Origin of the sequence: Micromonospora pisi, assembly GCF_003633685.1 — a bacterium.
Taxonomy (GTDB): Bacteria; Actinomycetota; Actinomycetes; order Mycobacteriales; family Micromonosporaceae; genus Micromonospora_G; species Micromonospora_G pisi.
Genome location: NZ_RBKT01000001.1, coordinates 1696036 through 1716509 on the forward strand (window position 1 = coordinate 1696036; position 20474 = coordinate 1716509).

The window sequence follows — 20474 nt, forward strand, 5'->3', positions numbered from 1 at the left end:
CTCCCAGCCGGACGTCTGCCCTGGTCAGCGACGTGGCCCCCCGCGCCAGAGCCGGCCGGACCGGGCCGGTTGCGGGCGGGCTCGACGGCGGGCGGACATCGAACCAAAGCCGGTCCGCCGAACCAGCACCGGTTCGCCCGGGGCGCCGCGTCGAACCGGACAGAGATCGGGTTACGGGCGGATCCGGCGCTCCGGTCGCGTACGTCGCCGCCCGGCCCGCGCCTCGGCTGCCAGTCGCGTCTCCCGTCGCCGGGTCTCGAAGGCAACCTCGCGTTGCAGTTTGCACCAGCTCTCCCACCGGCGCGGAGTGAGATCCCCCTCCTCGAGCGCGGCCCGGACCGCGCAGCCCGGCTCCACCCGGTGCGAACAGTCGTCGAACCGGCAGGCCGCCGCCAGCTCCGCGACGTCGGCGAAGGCCAGATCCAGCCCACCGGCCGCGTCGAGCAGACCCACCGCCCGGATGCCGGGGGTGTCGAGCACCGCACCACCGCCGGGGATCGGGATCAACGCCCGGTGGGTGGTGGTGTGCCGGCCCTTGCCGTCCACCCCACGGATCCCCTGGGTCACCATCACGGTTACCCCGGCCAGCGCGTTGACCAGCGTCGACTTGCCCGCACCGGAGGGCCCGAGCAGCGCCAGCGTCCGGCCGGCACCGGCTCGTGGCCGCAGCTCGTCCAGGCCACTACCGGTCTGCGCGCTGACCGGCAGCACCCGTACCCCGGGCGCCAGCTCGGCCACCTGCGCGGCGACCGCCGCCGGATCAGCGGCAAGATCACATTTGGTGAGCAGCACCATCGGTTCCGCCCCCGAAGCCCAGGCGAGGGCGAGCATCCGTTCGATCCGCGCCATGTCCGGCGTCGGATGCATCGGCTCGACCACCGCCGCGGTGTCGAGGTTGGCCGCGAGCACCTGCTCCACGGCGGCCTTGCCGGCGATCCGGCGCACGATCGCCGTCCGCCGGGGCAGCACCACCTCGGCGGTTACCCGGTCGTCCGGCCAGTGCCGGACCAGCACCCAGTCCCCGACACAGGGCAGCCGGGTGGGATCACCGGCCGCCCCGGCCAGGATCGTCCCGGCCAGACTGGCCCGGAAGGTGCCGTCGGCACGGAGTACGGTGCAGACCCCCTGATCCACCCGGACCACCCGGCCCGGCCGCAGATCGCGCCGCCCGGAGGCGGCGTTGGCGAAAGCGGCGTCCCAACCCAGGGACGCAAGATCGAACCTCATGTCAACCCTCGTCAGACGTGGTGAAACGGGATGTGGGAGACGCGCACGGCGACCGGCATGATCCCCACCTCCCTCCCACTCCCGGGTGACGCGTTCAGCTCGAACGGTAGAGGCTCCCTCCGATCCCCCGAAAGCCATTTCCCGGTACGGCCCGCCGATGACCACCGGCGGGGTCGGGACGACTAGGGTCGAATACGTGACAGTTGACCCACTGGTACTCAGCGCCGAAGTGGACCGGGCCACGGAGCGGCTGCTCCGTACCGCCGGCACGTTCGACGCGACGGCCCTGGCCGAACCGTCGCGACTGCCCGGCTGGAGTCGTGGGCACGTACTGGCCCATCTCGCGCGCGGCGCCGACGCGCTGGTGAACCTGCTCAGCAGCGCACACACCGGGCGGGACATCCCGGCGTACGCGAGCGCGGACGCCCGGGACGCCGAGATCGTGGCCGGTGCCGGCCGCGCGATCGACGAACACCTGGACGACCTGCGCGGCAGCGCCAAGCGCTTCGCCGAGGCGTGCGCCGCCATGCCGGCCGAGCGCTGGGCGGCGGTGGTCCACTCGCACCGCGGCGACCGGGTCGCGGCGATCCTGGTCTGGACCCGGCTGCGCGAGCTCGAGGTGCACCACGTCGACCTGGACGCCGGCTACGACATCGTCGACTGGCCCGAGGGGTTTGGCCAACGGGTGCTCAACGAGGCCGCCACCGACCTGGGTCAACGTCCCGACGTACCCCCGCTGGTGCTGCACCCCACCGACACCGGCCGCGCCCTGACCATCGGCGCACCGGGCCACGGCCCGACCGTCTCCGGCCCGGTGCGCACCCTGGCCGGTTGGCTGATCGGCCGTTCGGCCGGCGCCGGACTCACCGTCACCCCCGCTGGCCCCCTCCCCACCCCACCGGACTGGATGTAGAGGTACGGACATGAGTTACCGCGGAGATGTCTCGACCGGCGGCGCGCCGGACGTACGGGAGCTGGACAGCCTCATCATCACCAAGGTGTCGGTCGGCCCGATGGAGAACAACGCCTACCTGGTGCGCTGCCGCTCGACCGGGGACCAGGTGCTGATCGACGCCGCGAACGAGGCGCCCCGGCTGCTGGATCTCGCCGGTGAGACCGGGCTCAGCCACGTGATCACCACGCACCGGCACATGGACCACTGGGTGGCCCTGGAGGAGGTGGTGGCGGCCACCGGCGCGGTGAGCCTGGCGCACACCGCCGACGCCGAAGGGCTGCCGATCGACTCCGAGACGCTGGTCGACGGCGACACCGTACGGGTGGGTGGCTGCGCGCTGGAAGTGATCCACCTGGTCGGGCACACCCCGGGTTCGATCGCCCTGCTCTACCAGGACCCGGCCGGCATCCCACACCTGTTCACGGGCGACAGCCTCTTTCCCGGCGGGCCGGGAAAGACCACGGATCCGGCCCATTTCGAGAGCATCATGAACGACCTGGAGTCCAAGGTCTTCGGGCGGCTGCCGGACGAGACCTGGTTCTACCCGGGTCACGGGCGGGACTCCACCCTCGGTGCCGAACGCCCGAGCCTGGGCGAATGGCGGGCCCGGGGCTGGTAGTCAGAGCTCGAAGAGGTCCTTGAGCGCCTCGACGATCCGGGACATGCTCGCCCCGGTGGCCATGCCGACCCGTTCGACACCGGCCACGGCGGGCACCCGGCGCATCCGGTTGACCACCACCACCCCGGTCATCGGGTCGGTCTCCGCCAGCGGCACCACGAACGGCGGCAACTCCTCGGTGCCGCGCTGCCGGACGATCGGGGCGCAGTACGGGGACGCGCTCGGCCGATCATTGTGGGCGTCACCGGAGAGGACGATGACGCGGTACCGCACCTGCGTGGGGTCGCCGACGGTCCAGATCTCACCCCGGTTCACGCTGCCTCGACCAGATCGGTCCAGCCGGCTTCGAGGTTGTCGGCGAGCCGGTCGAATCCGTCGAGTTCGTCGCGTACCTCCGGGTTCGCGGCCAGCCACTCGTCCTGCCGGCGGGCGGCGTGGCGCAGCGCCTCCCGGCGCGCGGCCCGGTCGATCCACGCGGACAGGGACATGCCCTCCTGGCCGGCGGCGGCGCGAGCACGCGCGAGCGTATCCGGGTTCAGGCTGAGTGTGACCTTGTCTGCCATACGGGTCACCATACTCGCGGTGGTATTCACGGAGGTACGTCCCAGCCGGGCGCGTCGCACCGAGGTCCCTTGAGGGACAAACCAGGCGATTCACTCGGTCCGACGGCTCCACCAGCAGGTCCGACCATGGGCGGACGCCCAGGCAGCGGCTAACCTCGGCGGGTGAACTGGCTCGACATCATCGGTTGGAGCGGCTCGGCGCTGCTGGTCTGGTCCCTGCTACAGACGCGGGTGCTCCGGCTGCGCGCGCTCAACCTGGTCGGCTCCCTGGTGCTGATCGGCTACAACGCCGCGCTCGGGGTCTGGCCCGGAGTCGGGCTCAACGTGGTGATCGCGATCATCAACGTCTGGTACCTCCGCCGGATGCTCGCCACCCGACACGACGAGCGGACCTACGAGGTGGTCGAGGTCGGCACCGGCGACGGCTTCCTCAACCACACGCTGCGCGTACACGCGGCGGACATCGCCCGGTTCAACCCCGAGTTCCGGTGGGGCGGCGCCGACCCGGACCGGTCGGCCTTCCTGGTCGTACGCGCCGACGAGGTGGTCGGGGTGGTGCTGGTGAACGGGGCCGGCGGGGACGTCGCCCGGGTCGAACTCGACTACGTGACCCAGCGGTTCCGGGACTTCACCCCGGGCGAGTTCGTCTACCGGCGCAGCAGCCTCTTCACCAACCGCGGCTACCGGCGGGTGCTCACCCCACCCGGCATGGTGGCGCCGTACTACGACCGGCTCGGCTTCCGCCGCGAGGGCGACTCGTACGTGCTCGACCTGCCGCCGGTCAGTCCCGGAGCCGGAGCTGGAGTACGTCCATCCGACTGATCTCCGCGTTGGGGACCTCGTCGCTGACCGACCCCTCGTAGCTCGCCAGTACCTGGAACCGGTCGGCCGGCAGGTACGCGCGACCGGGATCGCCGACCAGGACCCGGGCCCCCCGGGCGGCCGCCCGCTCGAGGAAGGGCAGCATCCGTTGCGCCAGCCCTCGGCGATAGAAGACGTCGCCGGCCAGGACCAGGTCCACGCCGGCCCCGTCGCCGTCGAGCAGGTCACCGCCGGCCTGGCGCACCTGGATGTCGTTGGCGCGCGCGTTCATGCCGATCACGGCCAGCGCGTACGGGTCGATGTCGTTGGCGGCCACCGTCGCCGCCCCGGCGAGCCCGGCTGCGATCGCGGCCAGACCGGAGCCGGACGCGAGGTCCAGCACCCGCCGGCCGGTGACGACATCCGGGTTGTCCAACACGTACCGGGCGAGTGCCTGCCCGCCGGGCCAGGCCGACGCCCAGTACGGCGGCGGCAGCACCGTCCCCGCCTCGGCCTCCATCCGGGCCCACCAGACGATCGCGTCCTCGGCCAGGTGCAGGCGTACCTCGGGCACGAAGGGCACCTCGACCAGGCGGAGTCGATCAAGCCCGCCGGACTCCGCGCCGGCCACCTTGCCCTCGAGATCGGCAAGCGGGTCCGCTGTCCGTCTCGTCACCGACACAGCATGACGCAGCCGCACCCCATCGGCACCGTTATTGGCCTCCTGTCGCCGAGCCGCGACTTCGCGTCGCATCAGGCGGGTCGGGCCGCTAGTGTCGGTGACGTGTGGGACGACCACCGTCGCACACCTGTTAAGGAGATTTGGATGGCAACCGGCACCGTGAAGTGGTTCAACTCTGAAAAAGGCTTCGGCTTCATCGAGCAGGACGGTGGAGGGCCGGACGTCTTCGTCCACTACTCCGCCATCGACAGCCAGGGTTACCGCGAGCTCAACGAGGGTCAGCAGGTCGAGTTCGAGGTAACCCAGGGGCAGAAGGGTCCGCAGGCAGCGAACGTACGTCCGCGCTGAGCCAGCGGCGACGGGCATTGAGCAGCACGACCCAGCCGACGGTCAGTCCGATTCCGACCGTGGCCAGCATCGTGAACGACTCTCCGGGTAGTAGTCCCCCGAGCGAGTTCGCCGCAGTGCCCAGCAGCACGTACAGCCCGGCCCAGAGCGCGGCGCCCAACGCCGCGCAGGACACGAAACGGCGGTAGGACATCCGTAGACCGCCGGCGGCCAGTGGCAGCAACGCGTTGAACACCGGCAGGAACGGGGCAACCATCACCATCCGTCCGCCACCGCGGTTCAGGATGCCCTCGGCGGCGGCCCACCGCGCCTCGCCGATCCAGGTCCCGATCCGGCCGCGCCGGATCCGGTCACCGAAGTAGCGGCCGGCGAGGAAGCTCAACGACCAGCCGACCACGCAGCCGGCGATCACGCTGAGGTAGGCACCGGCGGGTCCGCCCGGTCGGCCGGTGCCCACCACAGCGAGCACCGCGATGTCGCCGGGCACCAGCACGCCCACCAGCGGAATGGTGTCCAGGAGCATGACCAGGCCCAGCCCGGTGAGGTACAGCACGATCGGTAACTCACCCAGTTGCGTCAACCAGTCACTCACGGCCGCCCCCATGCCTCATGTATCCCACCGTAGGGGCGCTGGCAAGCGCGGACATCCGGGACAGACCCTCGACCGACGTCGAAAACCCCTGAACAGTCTCAGGGTGCTCCCCGATTTCCCGGTGGGAACCGAAACTGTCTCGCCATTGATTGCCGTCTCCGCCGGGAGCGGCTACGGTCAGCGGCCGTGGACGCTGACTTCCTCATCATCGGCGGTGGGATAGCGGGCGCCAGCGCGGGCTATCACCTGGCCGCGTACGGGCGGGTGATCCTGCTGGAGATGGAGTCGGTCGCCGGCTACCACGCGACCGGCCGTTCGGCGGCGCTCTTCTCGGAGTACTACGGGGGCCCGGTGGTCCGGGCGCTCACCTCGGCGAGCCGGTCGTTTCTGGACGCCCCACCGCCCGGTTTCAGCGCCACTCCCCTGTTGACCCCACGGGGGGTGCTGGCGCTCTCGCCGGCCGGCGAGGACGAGAGCTTCGACGCGGCGCTCGCCGACGAACTGGCCGCGCCGACCCCGGCCCGCGAGATCGACGTGGACGAGGTGCAGCGCTACTGCCCGATCGTCCGCCCCGGCCGCTACCACCGGGCGATGGTCCGCCCGGCCGCACAGGACATCGACGTGGACGCCCTGCATCAGGGATTCCTACGGGGGATCCGGGCCAACGGCGGCCAGGTGGTCCGCTCCGCACGGGTACGGTCGCTCACCCGACTGCCCGACGGCTGGCGGGCGGAGACCGGGGTCGGCCAGTTCACCGGAGCCCAGGTGGTCAACGCCGCGGGCGCCTGGGCCGACCAGGTGGCGGAACTGGCCGGGGTACGGCCGGTCGGGCTGACCCCGCTGCGCCGTACGGCGTTCCTGGTGGACCTGCCCGACGGCGTACGCGCGGAGCACTGGCCGATGGTGTCGGACGTGGCCGAGACGTTCTACTTCAAACCGGAGTCGGGGCGTCTGCTCATCTCGCCGGCCGACGCCACGCCGACCCCGCCGGGGGATGTCCGGCCGGACGACCTCGACATCGCGGTGGGCGCGGCCCGGGTCGAGGAGGCGACGACGCTGAGCATCCGGCGGGTGCACCACGCCTGGGCCGGGTTGCGGACCGCCGCCGCCGATGACGTGCCGGTGGTCGGCCGCTCCGCCGAGGTGGAGGGGTTCCTCTGGTTCGCCGGGTTGAGCGGGTACGGGATGCAGGTGGCGCCGAGCCTCGGCCGGCTGCTGGCGGCGCTGGTGACCGGTGTCCCCCCGGCCGGCCCGCAGATCGATCCCACCCCGGTGGCCCCCAACCGCTTCCACTGACCCCGCCGCACCTCACCCCCGACCCCCGCCGCCGCACCCCGCCGCGCCGCGCCGCCGCACCCCGCCGCGCCGCGCCGCGCCGCGCCGTAGGCGTTAGGAAGGGCCCCTTCCTCTACCAGAAGCGATAACAAGGGGCCCTTGCTTACACCGGGGAGGGGCGGGGTGGGCGAGTTCGGCTGGGAGCGTATTCGCTGTCGGCAGAAGCAGAGCCGGTCGGGTCGGCGGTCCGCCTAGCGTGGGCGCATGGACAGGACGGCATTGGTCATCGGGGCGACCGGGCAGGTCGGGCGCGCCACCGTACGCGCGCTGGTGCAGGACGGCTGGCAGGTCCGGGCCGGCTCCCGGGGTGGTCGGGGCGGCCCGCTGTGGCCGATCGACTGGCACGTGCACCCGGTGGCGTTGGACCGGGAGGACGACGAGCAGTTGGTTGCCGCGGTCGGCGGCGGGGTGGACCTGGTGGTCGACACCGTGGCGTACGGCACCCGGCACGCTCAGCAGTTGATCGACCTTGCCGACCGGATCGGGTCGGCGGTGGTGCTGTCGAGCGCTGCCGTCTACCTCGACGACCAGGGGCGGGGGTTCGGTGCGGACGGGGTCACCTTTCCCGTACCGATCGCCGAGACCCAGCCGACCACCGCGCCGGGGGTGGGCGACTACGCGGCGGAGAAGGCGGGCCTGGAACGGGAACTGCTCGCCGCCGGGGCGATCCTGCCGACCACGCTGCTGCGCGCGGGCGCGATCCACGGGCCGCACACCATCCATCCGCGGGAGTGGCACTTCGTCAAGCGGGCGCTGGACCGCCGGCCGACCCGGGTGCTCACCTACGGCGGCGAGAGCCGCTTCCACCCGGTCTCGACCGCGAACCTGGCCGAGTTGATCCGGCTGGCGGCGGCCGAACCGGGTGCCCGGGTGCTCAACGCCGCCGATCCGGAGGCGCCGACCGTTCGGGAAATCGGTGCCGCGATCCACTCGGTGCTCGACCACACCGCCGACGAGGTGCTGATCGACGGTCCGTCACCGGCGCCGCCGGTCGGCGAGACGCCCTGGTCGACACCGAAACCGGTGGTGTTGGACATGGGCGTCGCCGAGCGGAAACTCGGCTACCGACCGGTCACCGGTTATCTGGAGTCGCTGCCACGGACGGTGAGCTGGCTGGTGGACGCCACCCGGGACCGGGACTGGCGGTCGGTCTTCACCGACCTGGCGCACAACTACCGGACCGACTACTTCGACTACGCCGCCGAGGATGCCTGGCTGGCCCGGCACCGCTAGTGGTCCCCAAGGGGTCCGCGGGGGCCGCCCGGGGCCCACGGGCGGCCGGCGGTGCCGGTTGCGCGGCGGTTCAGTTCTGCAGGTAGCCCTGGGAGACGCGGGCCTCGGCCAGCAGCCGGGCGAACGCGTCCGCGTTCCCCTCGACGAGCAGGGGCACGGTCGCCCCGCCACCGAGCGAGCGCAGGTAGTTGAACTCGACCGGGCCGATGTGGCGGACCTTGCCGCTGTCGTGCACGAGGAAGATCGGGCTGGGGTTCTGTGTGGTGCTCTGGATGAGATACATGGGACGCACCTTTCTGGTCGTCGATCTCCTAGTCGTCGATGATCCATCTGTGCCGGGGCCGCTCCGGAACGGGAACGGGGGTTGCTGAGTCCTCGCCGGCGAGTTCCAGCGCCCGGGCGACGATGTCCGGCTTCTGAGCGATGATGGCGGGGCCGGGACACTGGGGGTGACCCCAGTTGACACCGTTCTCCGCCCCCATGCTGTGGTGGCCGAGACCCCGCCCGGAGGGACTGGTGGCGATCTGCAGGGGGATGTCGTAGATCTGGTTGGCGCGTACCAGCAGGCGCGCGTTCGCCTCGATCTGTTGTGCGGTGAGTGCGCCCGGAACAAAACCCTCGTTCTCCACACTGAGCCACGTGGGGTTGCCGGACCGTTGTGCCCATGACCGGATGTCGGTGTCCACCATCTGCGCGATCCGGCCGTCCTTCGCGATCACGAAGTGCGACGAGACGCGGGCGGAGGGATTCTTCTGCCAGGCGATGGTGCCCTCGAAGTAGCCCTCGGCGATGTGCAGCACGATGCCGCGATGTTCGACCATCCGGTCGGTGGCCTCATTACCGTTTCTGTCGCCGTCGCCCGAGTTGACGGTGGGGCCACGCCAGGTGGCGAGATCGGTCCAGAGTGCCATTGAATTCTCCCTATCGGCGCGCCTTAACCCGGAATGGATTGACAATGCCGATCGTCCAACCTGTCCGACTTGAGCGTATCGTCGCCCGCACGCCGCTGACCAGGGAAAACGTGTGCCAACTTCTGTCGCGCGCGCGTCAGATCCACTACCGGGGGAGTGCCGGTAGTCGATCTATAAACGATTCGATCAAAGGGGACGGTGGATCAGGAAGAACCGGGGAATCCGATCAGAATGCCAGGCACTCGCACTCGGTCATCAACGTACGGACGTTGTCGGTGTACCGGATGTTCGAAACCTTCAGGTCGTACGTGCCGTCGGGCTTCTCCACGAGCACGGTGCCGGGGCCCATGTTGTACGAGGAGATGACCGCGTTCAACAGGCACGGGTCCACGTGGTCGACACAGTCCGCCGGATCGATCGAGTAACCGAGCCCGCTCAGGTCACCGAGGTACCTGATCAACCAGGCCAGGTAGTTCGCCCCGAGCGTGGCGTTGTCCTGGTACTTCCGGATGTCGAGCGACTTGTCGAACCGGTTGTTCACCTGGTCCGCCGTACCCGGCATCACCTGCATCAGCCCGACTCCGCCGTCGCAGGCCTCGATGTTGGACTGCCAGCCGCTCTCCTGCCAGGCGATCGCCTTGACCAGTGCGACCGGCACCTTGATCTCCGGCGCGGAGACCGGCCAGTAACTGACCCCGGCGGCGGTGGTCAACGCCGCCTTCACCTCTGCCCGGCTCGCCTGGGTGCCGACGTACTTCGGTGCGGTGCAGCTGGCCGGGGCGGGCTGGATCGCTGGCGGCGGCGGCACGTCCGCCTTCGGCACCTGCTTCGGCGGCGCCTTCGGCTTCGACGTCTTGGGCTTGCTGGTGGTCGCGCTCGGGGTGGGTGTCCGGCTCGGACCGGCGCCCAGTCCCTCCGCCGTTGACCCGGTCGGCGCGGCGCTGGTGGGCTCCCCCGCGGACGGGCCCGCCGAGCCGTCGACGGTCACCCCGACCGGGGCGCCCACCGCCTCGACATCGCCGCTGTCCCCGCCACCGCAACCGGTCGCCGCGGCGACCAGGAGCAGAACACCCGCGGCCACACCGATCCGTCGCGTCCATCCACCCATCGGAGCCTCCCCCAGTCCGGTCCGAGCGCGAACCTTACAAGGTCAGGCGGCCGTCCGGGGGCCTCGACCGGCGGGGTTCACCGCCCTAACGGGCACGCCACCATCAGCCGACCGGCCGGGGCGTTGCTGGTGGCTGGGCACGTACGGCCCGGTCCCGGGTGGCCCAGGCGACCATGAAGACCACCGTCCACAACGCCCCCAGCAGGATCGAGGTGACCGTCTCGCTCGCCGAACTCCAGCCGACGTAGAGCCGGGCCGCCGCGATCATGAACACCCCCACCGCCGCCGACGTCCAGGCCGCCACCGCGAACGGCCACCGGCTCTGGCGGGCCAGCAACCAGGCGAGCGTGCAGAGACTCGCGGTCACGATCACGTTCTGGTTCGGGAAGGAGGTCACCGTCGCACCGACCAGGGTCGGGGTGCGCTGACCCGGCTGGGTGAGGTCCGCCACCAGGGCGAGCAGCACCAGTGGCAGGGACGCCCCGACCGTGCCCACCACGCTGACCAGATCCGCCTGCCAGGGCCGCGACCGCCAGCCGACCAGCACCGCGACCAGGGCCACCGCGATGATCAGGAACGATCCTCGGAAGATGTTGAGCACGGTGACCGCGGCGTCGACCGTACCCTCGGCCCGCTGCTGGGTGAACCAGTCCGCGATCGCGTGGTCGACCACGTACAGGCCGCTCTGGTGGACCACCACGTCGACCAGGTAGGCCAGCACGAGCCCGCTGGCGAAGAGCAGACCCAGCCCGGCGGCCAAGTTGATCAACAATGTCCAGCCGGGGCCGATGTGCATCGCGAGCAGGAAGAACAACACACCGTACCGGCCGGCGAGCCAACGTACCGGCGGGAGCGCCCGAGCCCGACCCAGCAGCGCCCGTACCGGATCGGGATTGCGGCCCAGCCAGCGCCCGACCAGGACGATCACCACCACCGCGACCAGCAGCACCAGCACCGCCCCGGTCGCCTTGCCGAGATAACTGGAAACGGTCTCGTACGACTCACCGGCCAGGTAGCCGACCACCACCGAGCCGCCGACCCAGCTGACCACCCCGGCCAGGTTCCACGGAGCGAACCGCCGGTACGGCATCCCGGCGTTCCCGGCGAGCCGGGGAACCAGGGTCCGGGCGTACGCGATCCAACGCGCCACCAGCACCGCCCGCCCGCCGAGCCGGTCGAGCATCTCGTCCGCCTTCGCCCAACGGCGCGTGCCGATCCGCTGCCCCCACTTGCTGGCCCGCAGCCTCGGCCCGTGCCGACGACCGCTGCGGAACGCCACCGAGTCACCGAGCAGCGCCGAGGAGATCATCACCACCAGCGCCGTGCCAAGATCCAGCGTGCCGGTGTACGCCAGGAACCCGACCAGCAGCAGGGTCGCCTCGCTCGGCACCAGCAGCCCCAGCACCAACAGCCCGGTCTCCCCCGCGACCAGTGCCGCCGCAACAAGGTAGACCAGCAGCGGCGGCAGCTGTTCCAACAGCTTCACCACCGAATGCATATCCACCCCCGGACCACGCCGGCCAGCATGACAGCCCGGTACGACCCCATGACAGCAGTTTGAGGGAGATCCCGACCACCTCTGGGGTGACCCCGACGCAAAGCCGCATGGGCAGGAGGGAGGATAGAGGTATGCAGACCCGCGCCGACCTACGCAACGTCGCCATTATCGCTCACGTTGACCACGGCAAGACAACCCTGGTTGACGCCATGCTGCGACAGGCCGGTGCGTTCCACGCCCGGGCCGAGATGGCCGACCGGGTGATGGACTCCATGGACCTTGAGCGAGAAAAGGGCATCACCATTCTCGCCAAGAACACCGCCGTACGCTACGTGCCGCCGGACGGCAGCGACCCGGTGGTGATCAACATCATCGACACCCCCGGCCACGCCGACTTCGGTGGCGAGGTCGAACGCGGCCTCACCATGGTCGACGGGGTCGTCCTCCTGGTCGACGCGAGCGAGGGACCGCTGCCGCAGACCCGCTTCGTGCTCCGCAAGGCGCTCAAGGCCCGCATGCCGATCATCCTGGTGATCAACAAGGTGGACCGACCGGACGCCCGGATCAAGGAGGTCGTCGACGACACGTACGAGCTCTTCCTCGACCTCGACGCCGACGAGGAACAGATCGACTTCCCGATCATCTACGCCTGCGCCCGCGACGGCATCGCCTCGCTGACCCAGCCCGCGGACGGCACCATCCCCGACGACAGCACCTCGCTGGAGCCGCTGTTCCGCACCCTGCTCGGCACCATCCCGCCGCCGGCCTACACCGAGGGCGCACCGCTCCAGGCGCACGTCACCAACCTCGACGCCTCGCCGTTCCTCGGCCGGCTCGCCCTCTGCCGGGTCCGCGAGGGCACCATCCGCAAGGGCGAGACCGTCGCCTGGTGCCGCATCGACGGCACCACCGAGCGGGTCCGGATCTCCGAGATGCTGATGACCGACGGCCTCGAACGTAAGCCCGCCGAGTCGGCCGGCCCCGGCGACATCATCGCCGTCGCCGGCATCCCCAACATCATGATCGGTGAGACGCTGGCCAACGTCGACGACCCGCGGCCGCTGCCGCTGATCACCGTCGACGAGCCGGCCATCTCGATGACCATCGGCACCAACACCTCGCCGCTGGTCGGTCGGGTCAAGGGCTCCAAGGTCACCGCCCGGATGGTCAAGGACCGGCTGGACAAGGAACTCATCGGCAACGTCTCGCTCCGGGTCCTGCCGACCGAACGGCCGGACGCCTGGGAGGTCCAGGGCCGTGGCGAACTCGCCCTGGCCATCCTGGTCGAACAGATGCGCCGCGAATCGTACGAACTGACCGTCGGCAAGCCCCAGGTGGTCACCAAGGAGATCGACGGCAAGACCTGCGAGCCGGTCGAACGCCTCACCATCGACTCGCCGGAGGAGCACCTCGGCGCGATCACCCAGCTCCTCGCCACCCGCAAGGGCCGGATGGAGCAACTGGTCAACCACGGCACCGGCTGGATCCGGATGGAGTGGCTGGTCCCGGCCCGCGGCCTGATCGGCTTCCGGACCGAGTTCCTCACCGACACCCGGGGCACCGGCATCCTGCACCACGTCTTCGAGTCGTACGAGCCGTGGTTCGGCGAACTGCGTACCCGCAACAACGGTTCGCTCGTCGCCGACCGGGCCGGCGTGGTCACCCCGTTCGCCATGATGAACCTCCAGGAACGCGGCGTGCTCTTCGTCGAACCGACCAGCGAGGTCTACGAGGGCATGCTGGTCGGTGAGAACTCCCGCTCCGACGACATGGACGTCAACATCACCAAGGAGAAGAAGCTCACCAACATGCGCTCCTCCACCAGTGACGAGACGGAGAAGCTGATCCCGCCGCGCAAGCTGTCGCTGGAGCAGGCGCTGGAGTTCTGCCGTGAAGACGAGTGCGTCGAGGTGACGCCGAACGCGATCCGACTGCGCAAGGTCGTACTCGACCAGAACGCACGCGGCCGGGCCGCGGCGCGCCGCAAGCACGCCGGCTGACCCCACCCACGGCGCTCCCCCGGGCTGCCGCCGATCGACTACGGTCGGCGGCATGACCTGGGAGAGGCTCGACGCGGAGCTGGCCGACACGGCCGGCACGGTCTCGGTGTACGCGGGACGGCTCGACGCCGCACCCGCGTACACCCGGCTGCCGGATCGCACCCACTACGCCGCCAGCACCATGAAGGTCGCGGTGCTCGGTGCCCTCTACCGGGCCGCCGACACCGGCACCCTCGACCTGGACGCGCCGGTCCCGATCGAGAACGAGTTCGACTCCGCCCAGCCCGACGCACCCCGGTTCCGGTGCGCCTCGAGCTACGACGACGACCCCGCGGTCTGGGCCCGGGTCGGCGGCCACGCACCCCTGCGCTGGCTGGCCCACCGCATGATCGTCCGGTCCAGCAACCTCGCCACCAACCTGCTCCTCGGGCACGTCGGCCTCCCCGCCGTCAACGCCGTCTGGGACCTCGCCGGCGCCCGGCACAGCCACACCGGGCGCGGCATCGAGGACTTCGCCGCCCGGGACGCCGGCATCGACAACCCGGTCACCGCCGCCGACCTCGCCACCCTGCTCGGCACCATCGCCCGGGGCGCCCAGGTCACCGGCCCGCTCGCCACCCCGGCGACCTGCGCCGCCATGCTCGACGTGCTCCTCGCCCAGGAACACCGCGAGGACCTCGCCGCCGGACTACCGGCCGGTACCCGGGTCGCCCTCAAGAACGGCTGGGTACGAGGCGTCCGGCACGCCGCCGGGGTGGTCTTCCCCGACGACGCACCCCCGTACGCCCTCGCCGTCTGCACCAGCCACCACCCCGACGGCGGCGAACCCGACCAGACCGCCCGGCGGCTGATCGCGCGCGTCTCCGCCACCGTATGGGCCGCCCGCCGCGACCTCCTCCCCGACCGAACACCCCCCGAACGATGATCACCAGCCGGTAGGGTGCCGGAATGGCCATCGCCGCCGTCCGCACCCACCGTCTCAGCGCCCCACTGCACACCCCGTTCGTCACCGCGCTACGCCGGACCACCACGGTGCAGAGCCTGATCGTCGAGGTCGTCGACAGCGACGGGCGTTCCGGCTTCGGCGAGGCACCCCAGGTCTGGCAGGTGACCGGCGCGTCGGCCGCCGGGGCACAGGCGTGCGTGGAGGAACTGCTCGCCCCACTCCTGATCGGCCGGGACGCCGACGACCTCGTCGCCCGCTGCGCCGAACTGCACCGGGCGGTCGCCGGCAACGAGGCAGCCAAGGCCGCCACCGACACCGCCCTGCACGACCTGGCCGCCCGGCGGCTCGGCATACCCCTGGTCCGGCTGCTCGGCGGCACCCGCCTGCGGGTACCGACCGACGTGACCCTGGCCGCCGGTGAGGCCGGCGCACTCGCCGCCGCCACCACCCACCGGATCGCCGAGGGCTTCACCGTACTGAAAATCAAGGTCGGTGCCGACGCCGCCGGTGACCTGGCCCGGGTACGCGCCGTCCGGGCTGCGGCCGGACCCGACACCCTGATCCGGCTCGACGCCAACCAGGGCTGGACCCCACGCGAGGCGGTGCGCGTGATCCGGGGCATCGAGGACGCGGGACTGGACGTCGAACTCGTCGAGCAGCCGGTGTCCCGGTGGGACCTGGACGGGCTCGCCTGGGTCAGTGACCGGGTCAACGTACCGATCCTCGCCGACGAGTCCGTCTTCGGACTCCGGGACCTGGTAGCCGTGATCCACCGGCGGGCAGCGGACATGGTGAACGTGAAACTGGCCAAGTGCGGCGGCCTCGGACCCGCGCGCGGCCTGCTCGAACTCGCCGCCGCACACGGTATGGGCACCATCGTCGGCTCGATGATGGAGAGCCAGATCGGACTGGGCGCCGCCGCCAGCCTGGTCGCCGCGTACGGCACCAGCGCCACCTCCGACCTCGACGCCGCCTGGTGGCTCGCCTCGTCACCGGTACGCGGCGGCATCCGCTACGACGGCGCCACCGTCGTCCTCGCCGACGCACCCGGCCTCGGCGTCGACGGTCTGGACTAGCAGCGGCACCCGACCGCCCCGGGTATCGATCCTTGCCGGTCGACGGCTGCTTTGCGTAGGGTCGGCCGGAACGGCCGGAGAGGGTGGGTCCCAGGTGAGATCAGAGGCTGACACCGGATCACAGGTCAACACCGGACCACCGGCCGACACCCGGATACGGCCTGGCCAGGAGGCGGTGGTCCGGGTGGCGGTCGCGACCCTCTGGGCCGGCCCGGAGGCGGTCCGAGCGGTGGACGGGCCGGCACTCGCCCCGTACACCACCGACATTCCGGGCTGGATTTCCGGCATGACCGCCGAACAGCAGGTCGGCGACTGCGTACTGAGCCAGCTGCTGCTCGGCGAACGGGTGCTCGTCGAAGAGGTCCGGCCGGACGGGTGGGTACGCCTGATCGCCACCGAACAACCCGCGGCCAAACTCGACCCCCGTGGCTATCCCGGTTGGCTACCGATAGGGCAACTCACCGCCGCGCCAGCCGGTCCCGCCGCCGCGTCGCTCGTGGTCGGCGCCACGGCGACCGCGCTGTACGCCGCGCCGGGAGGCGAGGTGGTGCTGCCGGACGTCATCCTCGGCACCCGACTCACCCCTGCCGGCCCGGCCGACAACGGTTGGCGCCCGGTGCACGCCCCCGGCCACCCGCGCCCGCTCTGGGTGCCCGACGACCATCTGGCCGAGCTCCCGCAGCGGCCACCCCACGCCGCCGAGGTGCTCGCGGTGGCGCACCGCCTGCTCGACGTCCTCTACCTCTGGGGCGGGGTCTCCGCGTACGGGATCGACTGCTCCGGGCTGGTGCACCTGGCCTGGCGCCGGTTCGGGGTACAGCTTCCGCGCGACGCCGACGACCAGGCGAACGCCACCACGCCGGTCCCGTTCGGCGCGGAACGCCCCGGCGACCTCTACCTCTTCGCCCGCCCCGGCCGTCTCGTACACCACATCGGCATCGTCAGCAGCGCACCCGGTGGTGGCTGTGACCGGCGCATCCTGCACGCCTCGTACACCCAGCGGCGGGTGGTGGAGGAGTCGGTCACCGGGGACCGGGAGGCGACCCTGGTCGGCGTACACCGGGTCCGTCCGCGCGGCGACGGCCGGGTCGCCGGCATCCCGGCCGGGCCGACCGACGGCCCGACCGGGTAGACCTCTCGGCCGGTGGACGGGTCGGTCAGCGGCTGGCTTCGGCGAGTTCCCTGCGGCGGTCGCTGGCCGACTTGATCAGGCTGGCCACCGTCGCGACCGCGAGCGTGCCCAGAATGACCACCAGGGAGAGCCAGATCGGTACGTGCGGCGCCCAGCCGACGTGCTCGCCGCCGTTGATGAACGGCAGGTTGTTGTCGGCGAGCGCCTCCAGCACCAGCTTGACCCCGATGAAGCCGAGTACGACCGCGAGGCCGATGTTGAGGTAGACCAGCCGGTCGAGCAGTCCGCCGAGCAGGAAGTAGAGCTGCCGCAGTCCCATCAGCGCGAAGACGTTGGCGGTGAAGACCAGGTACGGGTTCTGGGTGATCCCGAAGATGGCCGGGATGGAGTCCAGGGCGAAGATCAGATCGGTGGTGCCGATCGCGATCATCACGACCAGCAGCGGGGTGAAGAGCCGCCGGCCGTTCTCCCGTACGGTCAGCTGGCCGCCGGCGAAGTCGGACGAGATCGGCAGCGCCCGTCGGCTCCACCGGATCAGCAGGTTCTCCTTGAAGTCCTCCTCCTCCGGCTCGCCCTGCCGGAAGAAGTTGATCGCCGTGTAGACGAGGAACGCGCCGAAGATGTAGAAGACCCAGGAGAACTGGGAGATCAGCGCGGCGCCGGCGGCGATGAAGCCACCGCGCATCACCAACGCCAGCACGATGCCGATGAGCAGCACCTTCTGTTGGTACTGCCGGGGTACCGCGAAGCGACCCATGATGATCACGAAGACGAAGAGGTTGTCCACCGAGAGGCTGTACTCGGTGAGCCAGCCGGTGTAGAACTCGGTCGCCGTGGAGAGGTCCGTGGTGAGCCAGAGTCCGACCCCGAAGACCAGGGCGAGCAGGACGTAGAACCCGACCCAGAGACTGGACTCGCGGATACTCGGCTCGTGCGGCCGTCGCCCGATGATCAGCAGATCAACGGTCAGCAGCGCGCCCAGCGCGATCAGCGTTACGACCCACACCCAGGTGGACACGTTCAGATCATTCCTCCGGCAGACACTCGGCACACCCGAAACGGCACACCCGTTCGGGCGTGCCGTGGCTGGTGCTGCCGAATGTGGTGACTGTCGGAGGTCTCTTCCACCGGCGGCACCCGGAGCAACGTCCGCCTGCCACCGACCGACGGGCCGGGTCGATCACCGGACGAACCGGTAACCGACCGTGTTGACGACGCCGCCGCAGGGGAGTACTCCCCTCCTCGTCCTCATCATCCCCCATCCCGTACCGATCGAGCACCTCGGGCCGCTGCGTTCTTCCCCACCCCGTAACGCCGCCATCGCACCGCTGGTCGCCTTGTCGCTGCTCCGTGACGTTCGGTGGCGACCCGCACCACCCGTAGGCATCCTAGGAGGCTAGGTGTCCATGCCGAGCTCGGAGTGAACCGGCGCACCCCGGGCTCCGCCAGCGGTTCGGCCGTGAAAAGCTGTCCCGATGGTGCTCGAGGTTGCTCTGATTGATGTCATTCCCGGCCGCGAGGAAGAGTTCGCCGCCGCATACGCCGAGGGGCACAAGACCCTGCACGGCACGCCCGGTTGCCGGTCGGTCCGGATGACCCGGGGCGTGGAGTCGCCGTCCCGCTTCGTCCTGCTGGTGGAGTGGGACACGGTGGCGGCGCACGAGGAGAACTTCCGCGCCACCGACCGCTACGTCACCTGGCGGGACCTGATCGGCCCGTTCTTCGCCGCGCCGCCCGTGGTGGAGCACTTCACCGACGTACCGGCCTGAGGCCCGTCGTTCTGTCGTACCCCGGGGCTAGCCTTCCGGTCGTCCACAAGCGACCCGAGGGAGCCGACGCATGTACCGACAGGGCGACGTCCTCGTCCATCCGATCGATCCGGCCGAGGTCCCGGCCGGACTGATCCCCGCCGGCCGGGACGCGCGGGGGCGGTTGGTGCTGGCCCGTGGCGAGGCCACCGGGCACGCGCACGTGGTCAACGGCTCCGGCGTCACCCTCTGGGCCCTGCCCGACCAGACCGAGCCGTCGTTCCTGCTGATCGAGGGCTACGGCCGGCTCGGTCACGAGGAACACGGCCCGATCCCGCTCCCCGCCGGCGCCTACCGGGTGGTCCGGCAGCGGGAATACCTCCCCGGCGCCTGGCGGCCGGTGGCCGACTGATGACCACCGAAACGCCCTCGGACCACGTCGACCCCGGTCTGCGCACGCCGCACTCCCCCGAGGCCGCCGGCCCGCCCGACGACCGGAGCGCCGCCGCGCTGGCCCGGACGGCTGACACCTGGCTGGCCCGAGGGCTCGCCACCGACCCGGCCGACCGGGCGACCGCGGAGGCCGCCGTCCGGCAGGCGTACGCCGGCGCCGGGCTCGCCACACCCGAGACGATCATCTGGCTCGGCTCCCCGTACGCCGGCGCACTCGCGGCCGCGCTGCTCACCGACACCACCTCCGGCGCCGCCGGACCCGGCGGGTTCGGGGCCGCCGGGCCCGGCGGCCCCTCCCCGGCAACGTCACCACCAGGCGGCGACCCCGACAAGTCCCCGACCGGCCGGGCACTGGCCGAGGTGACCGCCGCGATCCGGGCACAGGGACACGAGCCGCACCGCGTCGTCACCGGCCGCTCCGTCCGGGCCCGGTTGCGCACCGCCCCCTGGGCCGAGGCGCGCGCCGACGCGGTCACCCGGCTCGGCCCCGCCGGCTGGGCGGCCCACTGGGCGGCCGGCGGCCAGCGGACCTGGCACCTGCTCAACGAGCGGCTGGTCACTCCACTGCGGACCCGGCTCACCGACGAGCTGACCCGGGAGATGCCGGCACCCCTGGTCGGCCGGGCCCGGACCGCCCTGCTCGACGTCGTGTTCGGGCAACACGACGCGGCCTGGCTGAGCGCGTTCGACAACGATCCCCGGGTGGCCGGGCTGGCCGGGGTCGCGGATGCGGCCGGGTGGTGGTGGCCGTACGAGCGGGTCGTGATCATGACTGAACGACCGGTCCGCGTCGAACGGGACAACCTCGGCCGGCTGCACCACGGCGACGGCCCGGCACTGGTCTATCCGGACGGCTTCGGCCTGCACGCCTGGCGGGGCATGCCGATCCCGGCCGACGTCGCCGCCGAACTGCCCCGGCTCACCGTCGAACGGATCCGGGCCGAACGCAACGCCGAGGTACGGCGGGTCATGCTCGAACACTTCGGCTACGACCGCTACCTGCGCGAGAGCAAGGCCAGGGCGATCCACCGCGACGCGTACGGCGTGCTCTGGCGGATCGAGCTGCCGCAGGACGAACCGCTGGTGATGGTCGAGGTGGTCAACGCGACCCCGGAACCGGACGGCACCAGCCGCACCTACTGGCTCCGGGTGCCACCGCAGACCCGGACCGCGCGCGCCGGGGTTGCCTGGACCTTCGGTCTGACCGAGCAGGAGTACGCCCCGCTCGTCCAGACCTGAACCAGAGC

The 20474-nt window shown here is 71.2% G+C and carries 23 protein-coding genes; 13 read left to right on the top strand and 10 right to left on the bottom strand.

The window, feature by feature from the left end; all coding sequences use genetic code 11:
- Positions 1-171: 171 nt before the first annotated feature.
- Complete coding sequence (gene rsgA / locus BDK92_RS06440; RefSeq protein ID WP_121155507.1) at positions 172-1227, bottom strand: ribosome small subunit-dependent GTPase A; 1056 nt, start codon at positions 1225-1227, stop codon at positions 172-174.
- Positions 1228-1423: 196 nt separating this feature from the next.
- Here rsgA and BDK92_RS06445 point away from each other — a divergent pair, with 196 nt between their 5' ends.
- Together BDK92_RS06445 and BDK92_RS06450 are read left to right on the top strand one after the other, a co-directional pair.
- Positions 1424-2140 carry a maleylpyruvate isomerase family mycothiol-dependent enzyme gene (locus tag BDK92_RS06445; protein WP_121161719.1) on the top strand — a complete coding sequence of 239 codons (717 nt, stop codon included), beginning with the start codon at positions 1424-1426 and terminating at the stop codon, positions 2138-2140.
- 10 nt (positions 2141-2150) lie between these two features.
- On the top strand, positions 2151-2801 hold the full coding sequence (locus tag BDK92_RS06450; RefSeq protein ID WP_121155509.1) for an MBL fold metallo-hydrolase: 651 nt from the start codon (positions 2151-2153) through the stop codon (positions 2799-2801).
- Here BDK92_RS06450 and BDK92_RS06455 read toward each other — a convergent pair whose 3' ends face one another.
- Together BDK92_RS06455 and BDK92_RS06460 are read right to left on the bottom strand one after the other, a co-directional pair.
- Positions 2802-3116: a type II toxin-antitoxin system PemK/MazF family toxin gene (locus BDK92_RS06455; protein WP_121155511.1), complete on the bottom strand. Its 315-nt coding sequence runs from the start codon at positions 3114-3116 to the stop codon at positions 2802-2804. It lies immediately after the preceding gene.
- Entirely contained in the window at positions 3113-3364 is a 252-nt protein-coding gene (locus BDK92_RS06460; protein WP_147456928.1) for a hypothetical protein, read from the bottom strand. Before BDK92_RS06460 ends, BDK92_RS06455 begins: the two co-directional genes overlap by 4 nt.
- Before the next feature lie 162 nt (positions 3365-3526).
- On the opposite strand from BDK92_RS06460, the gene BDK92_RS06465 reads away from it, so the two are divergent.
- Positions 3527-4186 (top strand): YgjV family protein, encoded by a 660-nt coding sequence (locus BDK92_RS06465; protein ID WP_121155514.1) that lies wholly within the window; start codon positions 3527-3529, stop codon positions 4184-4186.
- Here the strand turns inward: BDK92_RS06465 and BDK92_RS06470 are convergent.
- Complete coding sequence (locus BDK92_RS06470) at positions 4146-4841, bottom strand: class I SAM-dependent methyltransferase (protein ID WP_246016856.1); 696 nt, start codon at positions 4839-4841, stop codon at positions 4146-4148. The genes BDK92_RS06465 and BDK92_RS06470 overlap by 41 nt on opposite strands.
- 150 nt (positions 4842-4991) lie before the next feature.
- Between BDK92_RS06470 and BDK92_RS06475 the strand changes: the two genes are divergently transcribed.
- Positions 4992-5195: a cold-shock protein gene (locus tag BDK92_RS06475; protein ID WP_121155518.1), complete on the top strand. Its 204-nt coding sequence runs from the start codon at positions 4992-4994 to the stop codon at positions 5193-5195.
- Here the strand turns inward: BDK92_RS06475 and BDK92_RS06480 are convergent.
- Positions 5116-5787: a DedA family protein gene (locus BDK92_RS06480; protein WP_211349113.1), complete on the bottom strand. Its 672-nt coding sequence runs from the start codon at positions 5785-5787 to the stop codon at positions 5116-5118. The two genes, BDK92_RS06475 and BDK92_RS06480, sit on opposite strands and share 80 nt — an antisense overlap.
- Before the next feature lie 186 nt (positions 5788-5973).
- On the opposite strand from BDK92_RS06480, the gene BDK92_RS06485 reads away from it, so the two are divergent.
- Together BDK92_RS06485 and BDK92_RS06490 are read left to right on the top strand one after the other, a co-directional pair.
- Positions 5974-7083, top strand: coding sequence for an NAD(P)/FAD-dependent oxidoreductase (locus BDK92_RS06485; RefSeq protein WP_121155521.1), 1110 nt, complete (start codon positions 5974-5976; stop codon positions 7081-7083).
- Between the two features lie 243 nt (positions 7084-7326).
- Positions 7327-8355 (top strand): NAD-dependent epimerase/dehydratase family protein, encoded by a 1029-nt coding sequence (locus BDK92_RS06490; protein ID WP_211349115.1) that lies wholly within the window; start codon positions 7327-7329, stop codon positions 8353-8355.
- Positions 8356-8425: 70 nt separating this feature from the next.
- Here the strand turns inward: BDK92_RS06490 and BDK92_RS06495 are convergent, their stop codons facing one another.
- From BDK92_RS06495 to BDK92_RS06510, 4 genes are all read right to left on the bottom strand, one after another.
- Positions 8426-8638 carry a hypothetical protein gene (locus BDK92_RS06495; protein ID WP_121155523.1) on the bottom strand — a complete coding sequence of 71 codons (213 nt, stop codon included), beginning with the start codon at positions 8636-8638 and terminating at the stop codon, positions 8426-8428.
- A 28-nt stretch (positions 8639-8666) separates the two neighbouring features.
- On the bottom strand, positions 8667-9266 hold the full coding sequence (locus BDK92_RS06500; protein ID WP_121155525.1) for an N-acetylmuramoyl-L-alanine amidase: 600 nt from the start codon (positions 9264-9266) through the stop codon (positions 8667-8669).
- Between the two features lie 226 nt (positions 9267-9492).
- A complete protein-coding gene (locus BDK92_RS06505; protein ID WP_211349117.1) occupies positions 9493-10374 on the bottom strand; it encodes a lytic transglycosylase domain-containing protein in 882 nt (293 codons plus the stop codon).
- 103 nt (positions 10375-10477) lie between these two features.
- The gene (locus BDK92_RS06510) at positions 10478-11872 is read right to left on the bottom strand and encodes a VTT domain-containing protein (RefSeq protein ID WP_121155527.1); all 1395 of its coding nucleotides are present in this window, start codon (positions 11870-11872) and stop codon (positions 10478-10480) included.
- A 131-nt stretch (positions 11873-12003) separates the two neighbouring features.
- Between BDK92_RS06510 and typA the strand changes: the two genes are divergently transcribed.
- The 4 genes from typA to BDK92_RS06530 all read left to right on the top strand — a co-directional run bounded on the left by typA (position 12004) and on the right by BDK92_RS06530 (position 17026).
- Positions 12004-13872: a translational GTPase TypA gene (typA, locus tag BDK92_RS06515; protein WP_121155529.1), complete on the top strand. Its 1869-nt coding sequence runs from the start codon at positions 12004-12006 to the stop codon at positions 13870-13872.
- A 52-nt stretch (positions 13873-13924) separates the two neighbouring features.
- Entirely contained in the window at positions 13925-14797 is an 873-nt protein-coding gene (locus BDK92_RS06520; protein WP_121155531.1) for a serine hydrolase, read from the top strand.
- A 23-nt stretch (positions 14798-14820) separates the two neighbouring features.
- On the top strand, positions 14821-15894 hold the full coding sequence (locus BDK92_RS06525; RefSeq protein WP_121155533.1) for a mandelate racemase/muconate lactonizing enzyme family protein: 1074 nt from the start codon (positions 14821-14823) through the stop codon (positions 15892-15894).
- A gap of 94 nt (positions 15895-15988) precedes the next feature.
- Positions 15989-17026, top strand: coding sequence for a C40 family peptidase (locus BDK92_RS06530; RefSeq protein ID WP_246016857.1), 1038 nt, complete (start codon positions 15989-15991; stop codon positions 17024-17026).
- A gap of 25 nt (positions 17027-17051) precedes the next feature.
- Here BDK92_RS06530 and BDK92_RS06535 read toward each other — a convergent pair whose 3' ends face one another.
- Complete coding sequence (locus BDK92_RS06535; protein ID WP_121161728.1) at positions 17052-18050, bottom strand: TerC family protein; 999 nt, start codon at positions 18048-18050, stop codon at positions 17052-17054.
- Positions 18051-18501: 451 nt separating this feature from the next.
- Here BDK92_RS06535 and BDK92_RS06540 point away from each other — a divergent pair, with 451 nt between their 5' ends.
- The 3 genes from BDK92_RS06540 to BDK92_RS06550 all read left to right on the top strand — a co-directional run bounded on the left by BDK92_RS06540 (position 18502) and on the right by BDK92_RS06550 (position 20466).
- Positions 18502-18795, top strand: a complete 294-nt coding sequence (locus tag BDK92_RS06540) for an antibiotic biosynthesis monooxygenase family protein (protein WP_121155535.1) — start codon at positions 18502-18504, stop codon at positions 18793-18795.
- Positions 18796-18865: 70 nt separating this feature from the next.
- Positions 18866-19186, top strand: a complete 321-nt coding sequence (locus BDK92_RS06545; RefSeq protein ID WP_121155537.1) for a hypothetical protein — start codon at positions 18866-18868, stop codon at positions 19184-19186.
- The gene (locus tag BDK92_RS06550; protein WP_246016858.1) at positions 19186-20466 is read left to right on the top strand and encodes a DUF6745 domain-containing protein; all 1281 of its coding nucleotides are present in this window, start codon (positions 19186-19188) and stop codon (positions 20464-20466) included. The genes BDK92_RS06545 and BDK92_RS06550 overlap by 1 nt, the downstream gene beginning before the upstream one ends.
- Positions 20467-20474: the final 8 nt, after the last annotated feature.

Excerpts from the sequence above, each read along its gene's own strand:
- BDK92_RS06500 (WP_121155525.1), bottom strand. The coding sequence starts at position 9,266 with ATGGCACTCTGGACCGATCTCGCCACCTGGCGTGGCCCCACCGTCAAC.
- BDK92_RS06450 (WP_121155509.1), top strand. The coding sequence starts at position 2,151 with ATGAGTTACCGCGGAGATGTCTCGACCGGCGGCGCGCCGGACGTACGG.
- BDK92_RS06505 (WP_211349117.1), bottom strand. The coding sequence starts at position 10,374 with ATGGGTGGATGGACGCGACGGATCGGTGTGGCCGCGGGTGTTCTGCTC.
- BDK92_RS06545 (WP_121155537.1), top strand. The coding sequence starts at position 18,866 with ATGTACCGACAGGGCGACGTCCTCGTCCATCCGATCGATCCGGCCGAG.
- BDK92_RS06520 (WP_121155531.1), top strand. The coding sequence starts at position 13,925 with ATGACCTGGGAGAGGCTCGACGCGGAGCTGGCCGACACGGCCGGCACG.
- BDK92_RS06495 (WP_121155523.1), bottom strand. The coding sequence starts at position 8,638 with ATGTATCTCATCCAGAGCACCACACAGAACCCCAGCCCGATCTTCCTC.
- BDK92_RS06490 (WP_211349115.1), top strand. The coding sequence starts at position 7,327 with ATGGACAGGACGGCATTGGTCATCGGGGCGACCGGGCAGGTCGGGCGC.
- BDK92_RS06460 (WP_147456928.1), bottom strand. The coding sequence starts at position 3,364 with ATGGCAGACAAGGTCACACTCAGCCTGAACCCGGATACGCTCGCGCGT.
- BDK92_RS06510 (WP_121155527.1), bottom strand. The coding sequence starts at position 11,872 with ATGCATTCGGTGGTGAAGCTGTTGGAACAGCTGCCGCCGCTGCTGGTC.
- BDK92_RS06525 (WP_121155533.1), top strand. The coding sequence starts at position 14,821 with ATGGCCATCGCCGCCGTCCGCACCCACCGTCTCAGCGCCCCACTGCAC.
- rsgA (WP_121155507.1), bottom strand. The coding sequence starts at position 1,227 with ATGAGGTTCGATCTTGCGTCCCTGGGTTGGGACGCCGCTTTCGCCAAC.
- BDK92_RS06475 (WP_121155518.1), top strand. The coding sequence starts at position 4,992 with ATGGCAACCGGCACCGTGAAGTGGTTCAACTCTGAAAAAGGCTTCGGC.
- BDK92_RS06550 (WP_246016858.1), top strand. The coding sequence starts at position 19,186 with ATGACCACCGAAACGCCCTCGGACCACGTCGACCCCGGTCTGCGCACG.
- typA (WP_121155529.1), top strand. The coding sequence starts at position 12,004 with ATGCAGACCCGCGCCGACCTACGCAACGTCGCCATTATCGCTCACGTT.
- BDK92_RS06540 (WP_121155535.1), top strand. The coding sequence starts at position 18,502 with ATGGTGCTCGAGGTTGCTCTGATTGATGTCATTCCCGGCCGCGAGGAA.